Raw genomic sequence first — 13,340 nt, forward strand, 5'->3', positions numbered from 1 at the left:
CACACAAGGCCATTTCAGTGTGGAGAAGAAAAACAGGGTTCCAGCATGGTTGCGCGCCGCCGTTTTTGCTGCGGCAGCCAGCATGGAATTCGCTGGTGCTTGACGCACATGGCCGTATTCTGGCCGTGTTGCTTTCATGGAGGAGCGGCAGCGGTCCAGTACGGAGAAGTCCGCAGCCGTTTAAAATATCATTATTTTTGGGTGGTTGGGGAAAACATGACACATGCAAAGCGACTTCAATCGTTGCTGCTCGGGCTGTCTTTGACAGCGTTTGGCATCGGGCGATGGGCCACGGCGGCACCGGCTGCCGGCACCTATCCCGGCACCGGCGGTCCCGTGCCGTTCGAAATGAATCTGCAACCGCCGGCGACACAGATCGCCCATGAAATCTACGATTTGCACACCCTGATGATGATCATCTGCCTGGTGATCTTCGTAGCCGTGTTCGGCGTCATGTTTTATTCCATCTTCAAGCACCGCAAGTCCCTGGGCCACAAGCCGGCCACTTTCCACGAAAGCACCACCGTCGAGATCGCCTGGACCGTCGTGCCTTTCCTGATCGTCATCGGCATGGCCCTGCCTGCCACGCGCACCGTCGTCGGCATGAAGGACACTTCGAACGCCGACATCACCATCAAGGCCACCGGGATGCAGTGGAAATGGGGCTATGACTACCTGAAAGGCGAGGGCGAAGGCATTTCCTTCCTCTCCAACCTGGCCACGCCGCGCTCGCAAGTAGGCGCGCCAGGCGTGCCGCCGACGGAAAAGCGGGGCGAAAACTACCTGATCGAGGTCGATAACGAAGTTGTCGTGCCGGTCAACAAGAAGATCCGCGTGGTGCTGACGGCCAACGACGTCATCCACGCCTGGTCCGTACCCGCCTTCGGCGTCAAGCAGGATGCGATTCCCGGCTTCGTGCGCGACACCTGGTTCAAGGCCGACCATATCGGCACCTTCCGCGGCAATTGCGCCGAACTGTGCGGCAAGGAACATGCATTCATGCCCATCGTCGTCAAGGTCGTCTCGGCCGATGACTACAAGGCCTGGGTTGATGTAAAACAAAAGGAAATGGCGGCATTGGCTGATGATCCAAGCAAGGTGTGGACCATCGACGAGTTGAAGGTCAAGGGCGAGAAAGTGTATGCGGCCAACTGCGTGGTCTGCCACCAGGCGACAGGCAAGGGCGTGCCAGGTGCATTTGCGCCGCTGGACGGCTCGGCCGTGGTGAACGGTCCGAAAGCGGAACAGATCCATGTCTTGCTGAACGGGCAAAAGAGCGGCAAGTATCCGGCGGAAATGCCAGCCTGGAAACAGCTGTCCGACACGGAAATTGCCGCAGTGATCACTTACACGCGCAATACCTGGTCGAACAAGGCCGAAGAGAACATCGTTCAACCAGCCGAAATCGTGGCTGCACGCAAGTAATTAGGAGTCGCATATGAGTACTAGCACGAGCACTAGCACCTTGGACCACGCCGGTCACGATCACGACCATGCCCACGATCATCCCACTGGCTACCGCCGCTGGCTGTTTGCCACCAACCACAAGGATATCGGTACTTTGTACCTGTGGTTCTCGTTCATCATGCTGCTGTCGGGCGGCGTGCTGGCCCTGATGATCAGGACGGAACTGTTTCACCCAGGCTTGCAATTCTTTCACCCGGAATTTTTCAATCAACTGACCACCATGCACGGCCTGGTGATGGTGTTTGGCGCCATCATGCCGGCCTTCGTCGGCTACGCCAACTGGATGATCCCGCTGCAAGTGGGCGCGTCCGACATGGCCTTTGCCCGCATGAACAACTTCTCGTTCTGGCTGCTGCCGCCGGCCGCCATCCTGCTGGCCACGTCCTTCCTCGTGCCGGGCGGCGCCACGGCTGCCGGCTGGACCCTGTATGCGCCGCTGTCGACGCAGATGGGCCCCGGCATGGACATGGCCATTTTTGCCATGCACCTGATGGGCGCCTCGTCCATCATGGGTTCGATCAACATCATCGTCACCATCCTGAACATGCGCGCACCGGGCATGACCCTGATGAAAATGCCGATGTTCTGCTGGACCTGGCTGATTACCGCCTATCTGTTGATCGCCGTCATGCCCGTGCTGGCCGGCGCCATCACCATGACCCTGACGGACCGCCATTTCGGCACCTCCTTCTTTAACGCGGCAGGCGGCGGCGATCCCGTCATGTACCAGCACATCTTCTGGTTCTTCGGCCATCCCGAGGTCTACATCATGATTCTGCCGGCCTTCGGCATCGTCTCGCAGATCCTGCCCGCGTTTGCCCGCAAGCCCCTGTTCGGCTACGCATCGATGGTCTACGCTACCGCTTCCATCGCGATTCTGTCGTTTATCGTCTGGGCGCACCACATGTTTACCACCGGCATGCCGGTGACCAGCCAGCTGTTCTTCATGTACGCGACCATGCTGATCGCCGTGCCGACGGGCGTGAAAGTGTTCAACTGGATCGCCACGATGTGGAAAGGTTCCATGACGTTCGAAACGCCGATGCTGTTCTCGGTCGGCTTCATCTTCGTCTTCACCATGGGTGGCTTCACGGGCCTGATCCTGGCCGTCACGCCGATCGACATCCAGCTGCAGGATACCTATTATGTGGTGGCGCATTTCCACTACGTGCTGGTGGCCGGTTCGCTGTTTGCCCTGTTTGCCGGCTTCTACTACTGGTCGCCGAAATGGACGGGCCACATGTACAACGAGACGCGCGGCAAGATCCACTTCTGGCTGTCCCTGATCACGTTCAACGTGACCTTCTTCCCGATGCACTTCCTGGGCCTGGCCGGCATGCCGCGCCGCTACGCCGACTATCCGGCGCAGTTCACCGACTTCAACATGATCGCCTCGATCGGCGGCTTCGGTTTTGGCCTGATGCAGGTGTACTTCCTGTTCTTCGTGGTCTTGCCGACCATCCGCGGCGGCAAGGCTGCGCCAGCGAAACCATGGGAAGGCGCGGAAGGCCTGGAATGGACCGTGCCGAGCCCGGCGCCTTTCCACACGTTTGAAACGCCGCCGACAGTGAAATAAGGTATCCCGGGCCGGCGTGTTCCGCGGCCCGTCTTGAATAAAGTGCCTGTCATGACCGAACGTAAAAAACCGAACAACCTGCGTACCGGGCTGATACTGGGGGCCCTGGCGGCCTTCTTCTTCCTGTCCGTATTCGTCAAGCGCATGTGGCTCTGACGTGACGACGCCCGACCAACAGGAAACACGCGGCCTGAACCGCAAGATGCTGGGCAAGCTGCTCGTCATTGCCGTGCTGATGTTCGGCTTTGGCTATGCCCTGATTCCCGTCTACAAGCAGATTTGCGAAGTGATGGGCATCAACGTGCTGACGCAAAAAGATGGCACGGTAGCCTACGACAACAATACGCAGGTCGACACGACGCGCAGCATCACCGTCGAGTTCGACGGCAATGCGCAGGGGCCATGGCGCTTCCGCCCGACGGTGTCGAGCATGCAGGTGCATCCGGGCGAACTGGTGACCGTCATGTATGAAGTGGTCAACACGCAAAACCGCGTCGTCAACGCGCAAGCCATCCCCAGTTACGCGCCGCAGAGCGCCACGCCGCATTTCAAGAAGGTCGAGTGCTTCTGTTTCAAGCAGCAGACCTTGAAACCGAAGGAAGCGCGGCAGATGCCGGTGGTGTTCTTCCTCGATCCGGCCCTGCCGAAAGAGGTGAAAACCATCACCCTGTCGTACACGTTTTTCGAGATAGCCGGTCTGAGCCAGGCTCAGACGCCGGCCGTCCAATAGGAGAGTGGCATGGGCGAATCCAAGCAGCCTGAAAAAGCGTCGTTCCTGTATTCGCTGCGGGCCGTCGTGTGGTCATTCACGGGACTGCGCCGCAAGAGCGATTTCGACACGGATTCGGCCAAGCTCAACCCCGTGCACATCGTTATCGCCGGTTTCCTGGTGGTGGCTTGCCTGATCGGCATATTGATTTCGATTGTCAAATTCGTCGTTTTATAAATTATAAAAAACCACCCTATAAGTTTTTGAGGAGATGATGATGAGTTCCAACCACGCCGCCGTACCTTATTATTTTGTGCCCGGCCCGTCGCGCTGGCCCATGCTGGGCGGCGCCAGCCTGCTGCTGACCATGATCGGCGCCTCGGCCTGGGTCAACGACGTTTCCTGGGGCCCGTACCTGAATTACCTGGGCCTGGCCGGCATCCTGCTGGTGCTGTATTTCTGGTTCGGCGACGCCATCAGCGAATCGGAACAGGGCCTGTACAGCGAGCGCATCGACCACTCCTTCCGCTGGAGCATGAGCTGGTTCATCTTTTCGGAAGTCATGTTCTTCGCCGCCTTCTTCGGCGCCCTGTTCTACGCGCGCAGCATCTCCATGCCGTGGCTGGCCGACCTTGACCACAAGGTGATCTGGCCCGATTTCGCCGCCCACTGGGGCAATACGGGGCCAGCCGGCACGGTGCAGGAATTCACCACCATGACGCCGTTCTGGATTCCGACCATCAACACGGCCTTGCTGCTGCTGTCGGGCGTGACCCTGACCATTTCGCACCATGCGCTGCGCGCCGGCCATCGCGGCATGACGGCCCTGTTCCTGTTTGCCACGATCTTGCTGGGCGCCATCTTCATGGGCTTCCAGGTGTATGAATACATCCACGCTTACAGCGAACTGAACTTGAAATTGACGTCGGGCATCTACGGCGCCACCTTCTTCATGCTGACGGGTTTCCACGGCTTCCACGTGACCCTGGGCGCCATCATGCTGTCCGTCATCCTGTACCGCGTGCTGAAAGGCCACTTCACGCCCGAGCACCACTTCGGCTTCGAAGGCGCCGCCTGGTATTGGCACTTTGTCGACGTCGTCTGGCTGGGCCTGTACGTGGTCGTGTATTGGTTATAATGGCGGGGCAGGGCGCGCGTTGTTGAGGGGCGCGCCGGCACCATAAAAAAAGCCGTACCGGGACATCCTGGGTACGGCTTTTTTCTTAGTCTGAAGAATTTGCCAATCAGGCAAGAAGCTTAGTGTATGCCCGTCGGCTGGATATAGCCGAGCTTGTGCGCCAGCAGGATCAGCAAAAACAGGGTGATCGACAAGCCCACGCGCAGGGCCAGCGCTTGTACGGTGCGGTTGCTCTTGCCCTTGTCGCGCATGAGGAAGAACAGGGCCGAGCCCAGGCTGCCCAGAATCAGGATGAAGGCAATGGCAACGAGGATTTTCATGGATGGTAGCGCCTGGCTTGAGGAGGTTTCATTGTAATGCGTATCCGCTTCCATTTTAGATGGATTCCATTTGTTGTAATGCTGCTACTGGTGGCCCTGGGGTGCTCTTTGGCGCAATGGCAGCAGCGCCGTGGCGACGAGAAAGTCGGCCGCGCCGCCCGGCTCGAGGCGGGCAACCAGGCCGCACCGCTGGCATTGACGGCCGCGCCCCTGCTGCCGGCCGATGCGCAAGCGATCGAATACCGCCGGATCACCGTCACGGGCCATTTCGTGCCCGCCTGGACCGTGTACCTGGACAACCGCCCCTACAAGGGCCAGGCCGGTTTTCACGTGCTCACGCCATTCCAGATCGACGGTTCTGCCATGCACGTGCTGGTGGCGCAGGGCTGGTTGCCGCGCAACAATGCCGAGCGCACGCGCATTCCTGATTACGCCACGCCGGCCGGCACGGTGACGATTTCCGGCATCGCGCGGCTGAACGCGGGCCATGTGATGGAACTGGGCACGGCACCGGCCCTGGCGCCGCACGCCATCGTGCAAAATGCCGATATCGCCCAGCTGGCCCAGGCGAGCGGCCTGGCCTTGCAGCCATTTATTCTCGAACAAACGGCTGATTCAGTGGATCCTTCAGCGACGGCGCCAGCATCCGGCCAGCTTCCCGTGCGCGACTGGCCGGCGCCCGACCTGGGCGCCGACAAGCACCGCGGCTATGCATTCCAGTGGTATGCACTGGCACTGATGGCCTTTCTATTTTTTGTCTTTACAGGATTTCGACGTGCAAACAAACAGCCCTGACACAACGCAAGACAGCACCAATAAACAGGCACAAAATACGGGACGGTGGAAATTGCTGGCTGTCGTTGCCGTGTGCGCGTTTCCCATCATCGCCTCGTATTTCACGTATTACATCATCAAGCCCACGGGCCGCAACAATTACGGCGCCCTCATCGACCCGCGTTTGCATCCGATACCGGAAGCGCAATTGCAGGTGACGGAACTGGACGGCAAGGCGGCCCCGCTGGCGCAATTCAAGGGCAAGTGGGTGCTGCTGCAAACGGGACCATCCGATTGCCAGGAAGCATGCAAGAAGCAATTGTTTGACATGCAACAACTGCGCCTCATGCAGGGCAAGGAACGCGAACGCCTGGAACGGGTCTGGCTGGTGACGGATGCCCAGCCGCTCGACACCCTGGTGATGCGCGAATTCGACGGCACCAGCATGCTGCGCGTCAATAGCGACGCCTTGAAAGCGTGGCTGCCCGTGGAGCCGGGCGGCAAGACCAGCGACCATTTTTATTTGATCGATCCGCTGGGTAATCTGATGATGCGCTTCCCGAAAGACGCGGACCCGAACAAGATCAAGAAAGACATCGCCAAGCTGCTCAAAGCTTCGGCGATCGGTTGAGGAGTCTGCATGCCGACGATGCATCTCTCCGCGCTGGCACAGCTGGGCTTGACGGGTCTGCTGGTGGCGCTGCTGCCGCTGACCATGGTCTGGGTGTCCGCGGACGCCAATAAATACCGCAAGCTCGTATGGATCGCCGTCTTCCTGACGGTCGACCTGATCATGTTTGGCGGTTTTACGCGCCTGTCCGATTCCGGCCTGGGCTGCCCGGACTGGCCAGGCTGCTATGGCTCGGCCAATCCTTTCCTCGCGCACGAGCACATCGTGGCGGCGGAAACCCTGATGCCGACGGGGCCCGTCACGGTGGTCAAGGCATGGATTGAAATGACGCACCGCTACCTGGCCATGGCCATCGGCGTCTTGATCGTGGCGATGATGGTGCAGGCGTGGCGCCAGTGGAAGAAAAGCAAACGCGAGGAATTCGCCCCCGCGCTGCCGACGGCGCTGTTTTTGTTCGTCTGCCTGCAGGGCGCGTTCGGCGCCTGGACCGTCACACTGAAGCTGCAACCGGTGATCGTCACCATCCACTTGCTGCTGGGCATGGGCTTGCTGGCCATGCTGACGTGGCTGGGCGGACGCCAGGATCATGCCGTCAAACCTGTGCTGCGCGCCGATGCGGACGCTGCCGTGCTGCGCCCCGTGCGCGCGCTGGCGATTTTTTCGCTGGTGCTGTTGACCGTGCAGATCGCGCTGGGCGGCTGGGTGAGCACCAACTACGCCACGCTGGCCTGCACGGATTTCCCCCTGTGCGGCGGCAAGGTGATTCCGGAGATGGATTTCGAGCATGGTTTTCATCTGTGGCGCGAGCTGGGCAAGACGGCCGCCGGTCATTATCTGCCGTTTTCCGCACTGACGGCCATCCACTGGGTGCACCGCAATTTCGCCTTCATCGTGCTCGCTGGCATCGGCTACACGGTGTTTCGCGCGTGGAAGCTGCCGTCCTTGCGCGGCACGGCCCGCTGGGTGGCGCTGGTGCTGGCACTGCAGGCGGCCACGGGCCTGGCGACCATCTACCTGAGCTGGCCATTGTCGATTGCCGTCATGCATAACGGCGGGGCGGCGCTGCTCGTCTTATTGCTGACCATGTTAAACTACAAGGCTAAATTCCAACTCGATGTAGCGCGGAAATCTGCTTCCGCCGCCGCGCCAGTGCCCTCGGCACCAGCCAGTCCTTCCCGTATCGCATAAATGACTACTCAGACCATCAGCCGTAAACCATCCCCCCGCATCGCCCAGTATTGGGCGCTGACCAAGCCCCGCGTGACGCAACTGGCCGTGTTTTGCGCCGTCATCGGCATGTTCCTGGCCAGCGAGGAGTTGCCTGATTGGCATGCGGTGGTGTTCGGCACCATCGGCATCTGGCTGCTGGCGGGCGCCGCGTTTGCCGTCAATTGCCTGGCCGAGCGCGAAATCGACGCGCGCATGGCCCGCACGGCGCGCCGCCCGATGGCCATGGGCGACATCACGGTGAAACAGACGGTGGTATTCGCGCTGGTGATCGGCGGCCTGGGCATGGCGATCCTGTATCACCTGGTCAATCCGCTGACCATGTGGCTGACCTTTGTCACCTTTGTCGGCTACGCCCTGATCTACACCATGGTGCTCAAACCCGCGACGCCGCAAAACATCGTTATCGGCGGCCTGTCCGGCGCCATGCCGCCCGCGCTGGGCTGGGCCGCCGTCGCCAACGACGTGCCGATGCAGGCCTGGCTGCTGGTCCTGATCATCTTTGTGTGGACGCCGCCGCATTTCTGGGCCCTGGCCATGTACCGCCGCGACGATTACGCGCGCTCGGGCTTGCCCATGCTGCCCGTCACGCACGGCTTGAAATTCACGCAATTCCACGTCTGGCTGTACTCGATCGCGCTGGCCGCCACCACCTTGCTGCCGTATGCCGTGCGCATGAGCGGCCTGATCTACCTGGCTTCGGCCGTGGTGCTGAACGCCGGCTTCCTGTACTACGCGTGGAAGATGTACCGCCACTACACGGACTTGATCGCGCGCAAGGCCTTTACGTTTTCCATCATCTACCTGGCCTTGCTGTTCGCGGCTTTGCTGGTTGACCACTACATTCCTCTCGGCACATGAAAAAATACCTGACTCTGTTGCTGGCGGCCGCGCTGGTCGCCGTCCTGGCCGGCTGCGGCAAGCCTGCCGCGCCGAAGCTGGCCTTCAAGAACACGGACGTGACGGGCCTCGGCTACGCGCGCGAGTTTGCGCTGACGGACCATACGGGCCATCCGCGCACCCTGGCCGACTACAAGGGCAAGCTGGTGCTGATGTTCTTCGGCTACACGCAATGCCCGGACGTGTGTCCCACCACCATGGCCGACATGGCGCAGGTGATGCAGGAAATGGGCCCGCAGGCGGACCAGGTGCAAGTGCTGTTCGTCACCGTCGACCCCGAGCGCGACACGCAAGCCTTGCTGGCCGAATACGTGCCGGCCTTCGACAAGCGCTTCGTGGGACTGTATGGCGATGCGGCCGCGACGGCCAAGGTAGCCAAGGAATTCAAGGTGTATTACGCCAAGGTCGAGGGCGAGACGGACGAGAGCTACACGGTCGACCACACGGCCGGCACCTATGTCTTCGACCGCGAAGGCAAGATCCGCCTGTTCGTGCGCCACGGCGAAAAGCCTGCCGCCATCGCGCACGATCTTAAACTTCTGCTATCCTGACCTGATCGCGCCCCCGGGCGCCATCTTCAGGATACGCAGTACATGGATAAACGTTTCGAGCCGCACGCCCGCCTGGCAGCCATCATCTTCCTGTTGATCGGCTGCTTTTTCGTCTTGCGGCCCTTCCTCGCCGCCATGCTGTTTGCCGCCTGCGTTGGCATTTCCAGCTGGCCCCTGTATCTGCTGCTGCTCGAACGCCTGAAAGGCCGGCGCAATTGGGCGGCCGCCATCATGACCCTGTCCTTGATCCTGGTCATCGTGCTGCCGCTGGCCCTCGTCACCTACAACCTGGCCGACAATGTGTCGCGCATCTATGAACAGTTGCGCACGGCGCTGGAGTCGGGCGGCCTGCATCCGCCGGCCTGGCTGGCCAGCATTCCCGTGGTGGGCGAAACCATCGCTGGCTACGTGGAGCGCCTGCTCGCCGACCGCGAGGAATTACTGAATTTGGGCAAGACGATGCTGGAACCGGCGCGCCATTTCCTCGCTTCCGGCGGCATCCTGTTGGGCACTGGCCTGGCGCAGACCAGCCTGGCCGTGTTCGTCAGCTTCTTCCTCTACCGCGATGGCCAGCAGCTGAGCCGTGCCCTGATGACGGGCGCCGGCCGCATCATCGGTGACAGCGCGCCGGGCGTGGGCCTGACCATCAGCCGCACCGTGCGCGGCGTCATGTACGGCTTGCTGGGCACGGCGCTGGCGCAAGCCCTGGTGGCCGTGGTGGGTTTCCTGATTGCCGGCGTGCCGGCCGTGGCGCTGCTGGGCGTGGCCACCTTCATCTTTTCGCTGATTCCCGTGGGGCCGCCACTGATCTGGGGCGGCGCCGCCATCTGGCTGTTCAATGACGGCCAGACGGGCTGGGGCATCTTCATGCTGGTGTGGGGCGGTTTGCTGATCAGCGGCGTGGACAATGTGGTCAAGCCCATGCTGATCAGCCGCGGCAGCAGCCTGCCCTTCCTGCTGGTGCTGCTCGGCGTGCTGGGCGGCGTGCTGGCCTTCGGCTTCGTCGGCATTTTCATCGGCCCGACCCTGCTGGCGGTACTATACAGCTTGCTGCAAACGTGGACGGTGGGCGAGACCACCGTGCCGCAGGGAAAAGATACCCTGACGAGCAAGAAATAGTCAGTCGCGCAAGTCTGCGTCGAGGTCGCGTTCCTGCTTCGGGATCACCTTGATCAGCACGATGCGGGGTCCGTTCATCTTCTTGACGACGATGTCGAAGTCGACAAAGGTGATGCGCTGGCCCTGCTTCGGAATGTCGCCCAGCTTGACCATGATCAAGCCGCCCACCGATTCCACGTCGTCCAGCCCCAGCTCCTCGTTTTCGATATCGATGCCGAGGATGCGTTCGAGCGAGAAGATGGGCAGGCTGGCCTTGCCGATCAGGGTACCGTCGCTTTGCTTGAGCCAGTCGTTTTCATTGCGGCGGAATTCATCGCGGATTTCGCCGACCATGGCGCCGAGCAAGTTATCCAGGGTGATGAAACCCAGCGGGCGCTTGCCCTTTTCGCCGATCAGGGCGAAGTGGGGCGCGCCGTCGCGGAAGCGGCGGAACAGTTCCAGCGCCGGCGTGCGCGCGGAAATGATGTCGACGGGACGCAGAAACGGCGTGAGCGAGGTGATCGGTTTGCCTGCCTGCTGGGCAAAGAACAGGTCTTTCAAGTGCACCACGCCCAGCACGTCGTCTTCATTCATGTCGAAATACGGGTAGCGGCTGAAGCGGTTGCGCAGCACCGTGTCGAGGTTTTCTTCCAGGGTGTTTGAAGCGTGCAGGGCGATCACTTCATTGATCGGACGCATCAGGTCCGATACCGTCATCTGTTCGAAATCAAGCGATTGCGCCAGGATGTTGCGCTCGTCGCGCGTGAATTTCTCGCCCGGCTGGCTGGTGCGCAGGATCAGTTTCAGTTCTTCGGACGAATAATGGGCGTCGTGGCCGCCCTTGCCGGACAGGCCCGCCATGCGCAGCACCCAGTTGGCGCTGGCGTTGAGCAGGTAGATGGCCGGATACATGGCCCAGTAAAAACCGTACAGGGGAATCGCGCTCCACAGGCCGACGGCTTCCGGGTTGCGGATGGCCATCGATTTGGGCGCCAGTTCGCCCACGACGATATGCAGGAAGGAAATCACGCTGAAGGCAACGACAAACGAGACGCCGTGGATCAGCTCTTGCGAGGTGACGCCGATGGCGCCGAACAGCGGTTCGAGCAAGCCGGCAAACGCCGGTTCGCCGACCCAGCCCAGGCCCAGCGACGCGAGGGTGATGCCCAGCTGGCAGGCGGACAGGTAGGCGTCCAGCTGGCCATGCACCTTGGCCAGGATGCGGCCCCGCAATCCCTGTGTCTTGGCGATGGCGCGGATGCGTGTGCGCCGCAAGGTGACGATGCCAAATTCGGCGGCAACAAAAAAACCGTTCAGCGCGACCAGGAAGAGGGCGAGCAGGACTAGCAAGACATTGTGCATGGGGGCGCTGAAGATGGGCTGTAAAAACGACATCTTAAACGACGAAGGGCGCCATAGCCTAATTTAGCCGCGCTCGCCGCCCGTGCAGGCGGGCGGGCGCGGCAGGTTTTTCACGCTTGTTCAGCCTTTGGTCGCCGTTTGCGGCCCGCCGCGCATGGCAAAGACCATGACGGCCGAGACGATGGCGGGAATGGCGACGACCAGGAAAATCGTGCTGTTGGGCCAGTTCAGGCGGATCAGCTCGCCACCGAGCACGGGGCCGATGATGGAGCCGATGCGCCCGATGCCTAGGCTCCAGCCGATGCCCGTCGAACGCAGGGTGGTCGGATAGTAGCTGGCCGCCAGGGCGTTGACGGCCGGCTGGCCGCCCACCACGCAAAAACCGGCGATGAAGATCGTGATGAACAGGAAGGCGAGCGAGACGTCCGGACGGCCGATCAGGGCAATCGCCACGGCGGCGACGAGGAAGCATGGCAGCAGGATGCGGCGGAAGCTGGAGCGGTCGATCAGCTGGCCCATGACCAGGGTGCCGATGGTGCCGCCTACTTGCAGGGCCGTGCCGGCCAGCACGGCGTTGGCCGTGGACAAGCCCGCTTCCTTGGCAATCGTCGGCAACCAGTTGGACAGAAAATACAAGTTCAGCAAGTTCATGAAGTTGATGACCCACAGCAGGATCGTCATCTTTGCGCGGCCGCCCGTAAACAATTGCAGCACGGGCGCACCCTTGTGCTCTTTCTCGTGCACGAGGTATTGCGTGTCAGCCGTGATGGTGACCGTCGGGTCGATGCGTTTCAGCCACTTGGCGACTTTATCGAGCTTGCGTTTCTTGAGCACCAGGAATTGCATCGATTCCGGCAGCAGGAAGAACATCAGCACGCCGATGGCGAGCGGCACCACGCCGCCCACGTAAAACACGGATTGCCAGCCGAATGCGGGAATCAGCGCGGCGGACAATAAACCGCCCAGCACGGCGCCCAGGGTAAAGCCGCACGAGACCAGCATCATCAGGGTGACTTTCTTGCGCAGGGGGCTGTATTCGCCGGCCAGCGCCATGGCGTTCGGCATCACGGCGCCCAGGCCGAGGCCCGTGATGAAACGGATCAGTTGCAATTGCTCGATGGTGGTGGCCAGCGGCGTGACCAGCATGCACAGCGAAAAGAAGATGGTCGAGCCGATCAGCACGGGGCGGCGGCCGAACTTGTCGGCCGTGATGCTGAAGACGAGCGAGCCCACCAGCATGCCCAGGAGACCCGCGCCGAACACGGGGCCCAGGTTGGCCTTGCTCACATGCCAGTCGGCAATGATGGCGGGCGCCACATAGCCCATGGCCTGCACGTCGAAGCCATCCATGATGACGCACAGCCCGCACAGGATCAGCATGCCGATCTGGAAGGAGCCGATCTTGTTGTTATTGATGAGATCGGGAATATCGATCGTCGTGCCTGCCGTAGACATGGTGCCGCTCCTGTTTTTATGGTGATCGCACCCAGCCGGCGAGGGACGGGCGCGTGTTTGTCTCAGGCTTTATTACAATCGCTTTTGATTGATTATTCAAACGTTATTTTCGAATGGATTTATCGGATTAAC

At 61.1% G+C, this 13,340-nt stretch carries 15 protein-coding genes; 12 read left to right on the forward strand and 3 right to left on the reverse strand.

The genetic code is table 11. The features are described from left to right. The first annotated feature begins 216 nt into the window (after window positions 1–216). From coxB to LSO07_RS05445, 6 genes are read left to right on the forward strand one after another with little or no spacing between them, the layout of a single operon-like run. The gene (coxB, locus tag LSO07_RS05420) at window positions 217–1,425 is read left to right on the forward strand and encodes a cytochrome c oxidase subunit II (protein ID WP_034784872.1); all 1,209 of its coding nucleotides are present in this window, start codon (window positions 217–219) and stop codon (window positions 1,423–1,425) included. A 13-nt stretch (window positions 1,426–1,438) separates the two neighbouring features. After that, window positions 1,439–3,043 (forward strand): cytochrome c oxidase subunit I, encoded by a 1,605-nt coding sequence (ctaD, locus tag LSO07_RS05425; RefSeq protein WP_034784874.1) that lies wholly within the window; start codon window positions 1,439–1,441, stop codon window positions 3,041–3,043. Between the two features lie 51 nt (window positions 3,044–3,094). Continuing rightward, window positions 3,095–3,199 carry a cytochrome oxidase small assembly protein gene (locus tag LSO07_RS05430; protein WP_211551746.1) on the forward strand — a complete coding sequence of 35 codons (105 nt, stop codon included), beginning with the start codon at window positions 3,095–3,097 and terminating at the stop codon, window positions 3,197–3,199. 46 nt (window positions 3,200–3,245) lie between these two features. Continuing rightward, window positions 3,246–3,773 (forward strand): cytochrome c oxidase assembly protein, encoded by a 528-nt coding sequence (locus tag LSO07_RS05435; protein ID WP_051959653.1) that lies wholly within the window; start codon window positions 3,246–3,248, stop codon window positions 3,771–3,773. A 9-nt stretch (window positions 3,774–3,782) separates the two neighbouring features. Next, window positions 3,783–3,989 carry a DUF2970 domain-containing protein gene (locus LSO07_RS05440; protein WP_034749002.1) on the forward strand — a complete coding sequence of 69 codons (207 nt, stop codon included), beginning with the start codon at window positions 3,783–3,785 and terminating at the stop codon, window positions 3,987–3,989. Between the two features lie 40 nt (window positions 3,990–4,029). After that, window positions 4,030–4,890 (forward strand): cytochrome c oxidase subunit 3, encoded by an 861-nt coding sequence (locus tag LSO07_RS05445; RefSeq protein WP_034784877.1) that lies wholly within the window; start codon window positions 4,030–4,032, stop codon window positions 4,888–4,890. A gap of 119 nt (window positions 4,891–5,009) precedes the next feature. On the opposite strand, the gene LSO07_RS05450 is transcribed toward LSO07_RS05445, so the two are convergent. Next, entirely contained in the window at window positions 5,010–5,210 is a 201-nt protein-coding gene (locus LSO07_RS05450) for a twin transmembrane helix small protein (protein WP_034748996.1), read from the reverse strand. A 36-nt stretch (window positions 5,211–5,246) separates the two neighbouring features. Between LSO07_RS05450 and LSO07_RS05455 the strand changes: the two genes are divergently transcribed. From LSO07_RS05455 to LSO07_RS05480, 6 genes are read left to right on the forward strand one after another with little or no spacing between them, the layout of a single operon-like run. Next, window positions 5,247–6,005, forward strand: coding sequence for an SURF1 family protein (locus tag LSO07_RS05455; RefSeq protein ID WP_151092696.1), 759 nt, complete (start codon window positions 5,247–5,249; stop codon window positions 6,003–6,005). Further along, window positions 5,986–6,615, forward strand: a complete 630-nt coding sequence (locus LSO07_RS05460; protein WP_070258801.1) for an SCO family protein — start codon at window positions 5,986–5,988, stop codon at window positions 6,613–6,615. The genes LSO07_RS05455 and LSO07_RS05460 overlap by 20 nt, the downstream gene beginning before the upstream one ends. 18 nt (window positions 6,616–6,633) lie before the next feature. After that, window positions 6,634–7,803: a COX15/CtaA family protein gene (locus LSO07_RS05465; protein WP_070258803.1), complete on the forward strand. Its 1,170-nt coding sequence runs from the start codon at window positions 6,634–6,636 to the stop codon at window positions 7,801–7,803. After that, window positions 7,804–8,703: a heme o synthase gene (gene cyoE / locus LSO07_RS05470; protein WP_070258805.1), complete on the forward strand. Its 900-nt coding sequence runs from the start codon at window positions 7,804–7,806 to the stop codon at window positions 8,701–8,703. Then, a complete protein-coding gene (locus LSO07_RS05475; RefSeq protein WP_034784885.1) occupies window positions 8,700–9,293 on the forward strand; it encodes an SCO family protein in 594 nt (197 codons plus the stop codon). The genes cyoE and LSO07_RS05475 overlap by 4 nt, the downstream gene beginning before the upstream one ends. Before the next feature lie 42 nt (window positions 9,294–9,335). Beyond that, window positions 9,336–10,412 carry an AI-2E family transporter gene (locus tag LSO07_RS05480; RefSeq protein WP_034784887.1) on the forward strand — a complete coding sequence of 359 codons (1,077 nt, stop codon included), beginning with the start codon at window positions 9,336–9,338 and terminating at the stop codon, window positions 10,410–10,412. Here the strand turns inward: LSO07_RS05480 and LSO07_RS05485 are convergent, their stop codons facing one another. Both LSO07_RS05485 and LSO07_RS05490 read right to left on the reverse strand, forming a co-directional pair. After that, complete coding sequence (locus tag LSO07_RS05485; RefSeq protein WP_034785374.1) at window positions 10,413–11,753, reverse strand: hemolysin family protein; 1,341 nt, start codon at window positions 11,751–11,753, stop codon at window positions 10,413–10,415. A 120-nt stretch (window positions 11,754–11,873) separates the two neighbouring features. Then, complete coding sequence (locus LSO07_RS05490) at window positions 11,874–13,208, reverse strand: MFS transporter (protein WP_151092698.1); 1,335 nt, start codon at window positions 13,206–13,208, stop codon at window positions 11,874–11,876. Window positions 13,209–13,340: the final 132 nt, after the last annotated feature.

Source organism: Janthinobacterium sp. PLB04, from assembly GCF_021165895.1.
Classification (GTDB): domain Bacteria; phylum Pseudomonadota; class Gammaproteobacteria; order Burkholderiales; family Burkholderiaceae_D; genus Janthinobacterium; species Janthinobacterium lividum.

What these genes read in the sequence shown, in the direction of transcription:
- coxB (WP_034784872.1), top strand. Translation starts at nt 217, where the DNA reads ATGACACATGCAAAGCGACTTCAATCGTTGCTGCTCGGGCTGTCTTTG.
- ctaD (WP_034784874.1), top strand. Translation starts at nt 1,439, where the DNA reads ATGAGTACTAGCACGAGCACTAGCACCTTGGACCACGCCGGTCACGAT.
- LSO07_RS05430 (WP_211551746.1), top strand. Translation starts at nt 3,095, where the DNA reads ATGACCGAACGTAAAAAACCGAACAACCTGCGTACCGGGCTGATACTG.
- LSO07_RS05435 (WP_051959653.1), top strand. Translation starts at nt 3,246, where the DNA reads ATGCTGGGCAAGCTGCTCGTCATTGCCGTGCTGATGTTCGGCTTTGGC.
- LSO07_RS05440 (WP_034749002.1), top strand. Translation starts at nt 3,783, where the DNA reads ATGGGCGAATCCAAGCAGCCTGAAAAAGCGTCGTTCCTGTATTCGCTG.
- LSO07_RS05445 (WP_034784877.1), top strand. Translation starts at nt 4,030, where the DNA reads ATGAGTTCCAACCACGCCGCCGTACCTTATTATTTTGTGCCCGGCCCG.
- LSO07_RS05450 (WP_034748996.1), bottom strand. Translation starts at nt 5,210, where the DNA reads ATGAAAATCCTCGTTGCCATTGCCTTCATCCTGATTCTGGGCAGCCTG.
- LSO07_RS05455 (WP_151092696.1), top strand. Translation starts at nt 5,247, where the DNA reads ATGCGTATCCGCTTCCATTTTAGATGGATTCCATTTGTTGTAATGCTG.
- LSO07_RS05465 (WP_070258803.1), top strand. Translation starts at nt 6,634, where the DNA reads ATGCATCTCTCCGCGCTGGCACAGCTGGGCTTGACGGGTCTGCTGGTG.
- cyoE (WP_070258805.1), top strand. Translation starts at nt 7,804, where the DNA reads ATGACTACTCAGACCATCAGCCGTAAACCATCCCCCCGCATCGCCCAG.
- LSO07_RS05475 (WP_034784885.1), top strand. Translation starts at nt 8,700, where the DNA reads ATGAAAAAATACCTGACTCTGTTGCTGGCGGCCGCGCTGGTCGCCGTC.
- LSO07_RS05480 (WP_034784887.1), top strand. Translation starts at nt 9,336, where the DNA reads ATGGATAAACGTTTCGAGCCGCACGCCCGCCTGGCAGCCATCATCTTC.
- LSO07_RS05485 (WP_034785374.1), bottom strand. Translation starts at nt 11,753, where the DNA reads ATGCACAATGTCTTGCTAGTCCTGCTCGCCCTCTTCCTGGTCGCGCTG.
- LSO07_RS05490 (WP_151092698.1), bottom strand. Translation starts at nt 13,208, where the DNA reads ATGTCTACGGCAGGCACGACGATCGATATTCCCGATCTCATCAATAAC.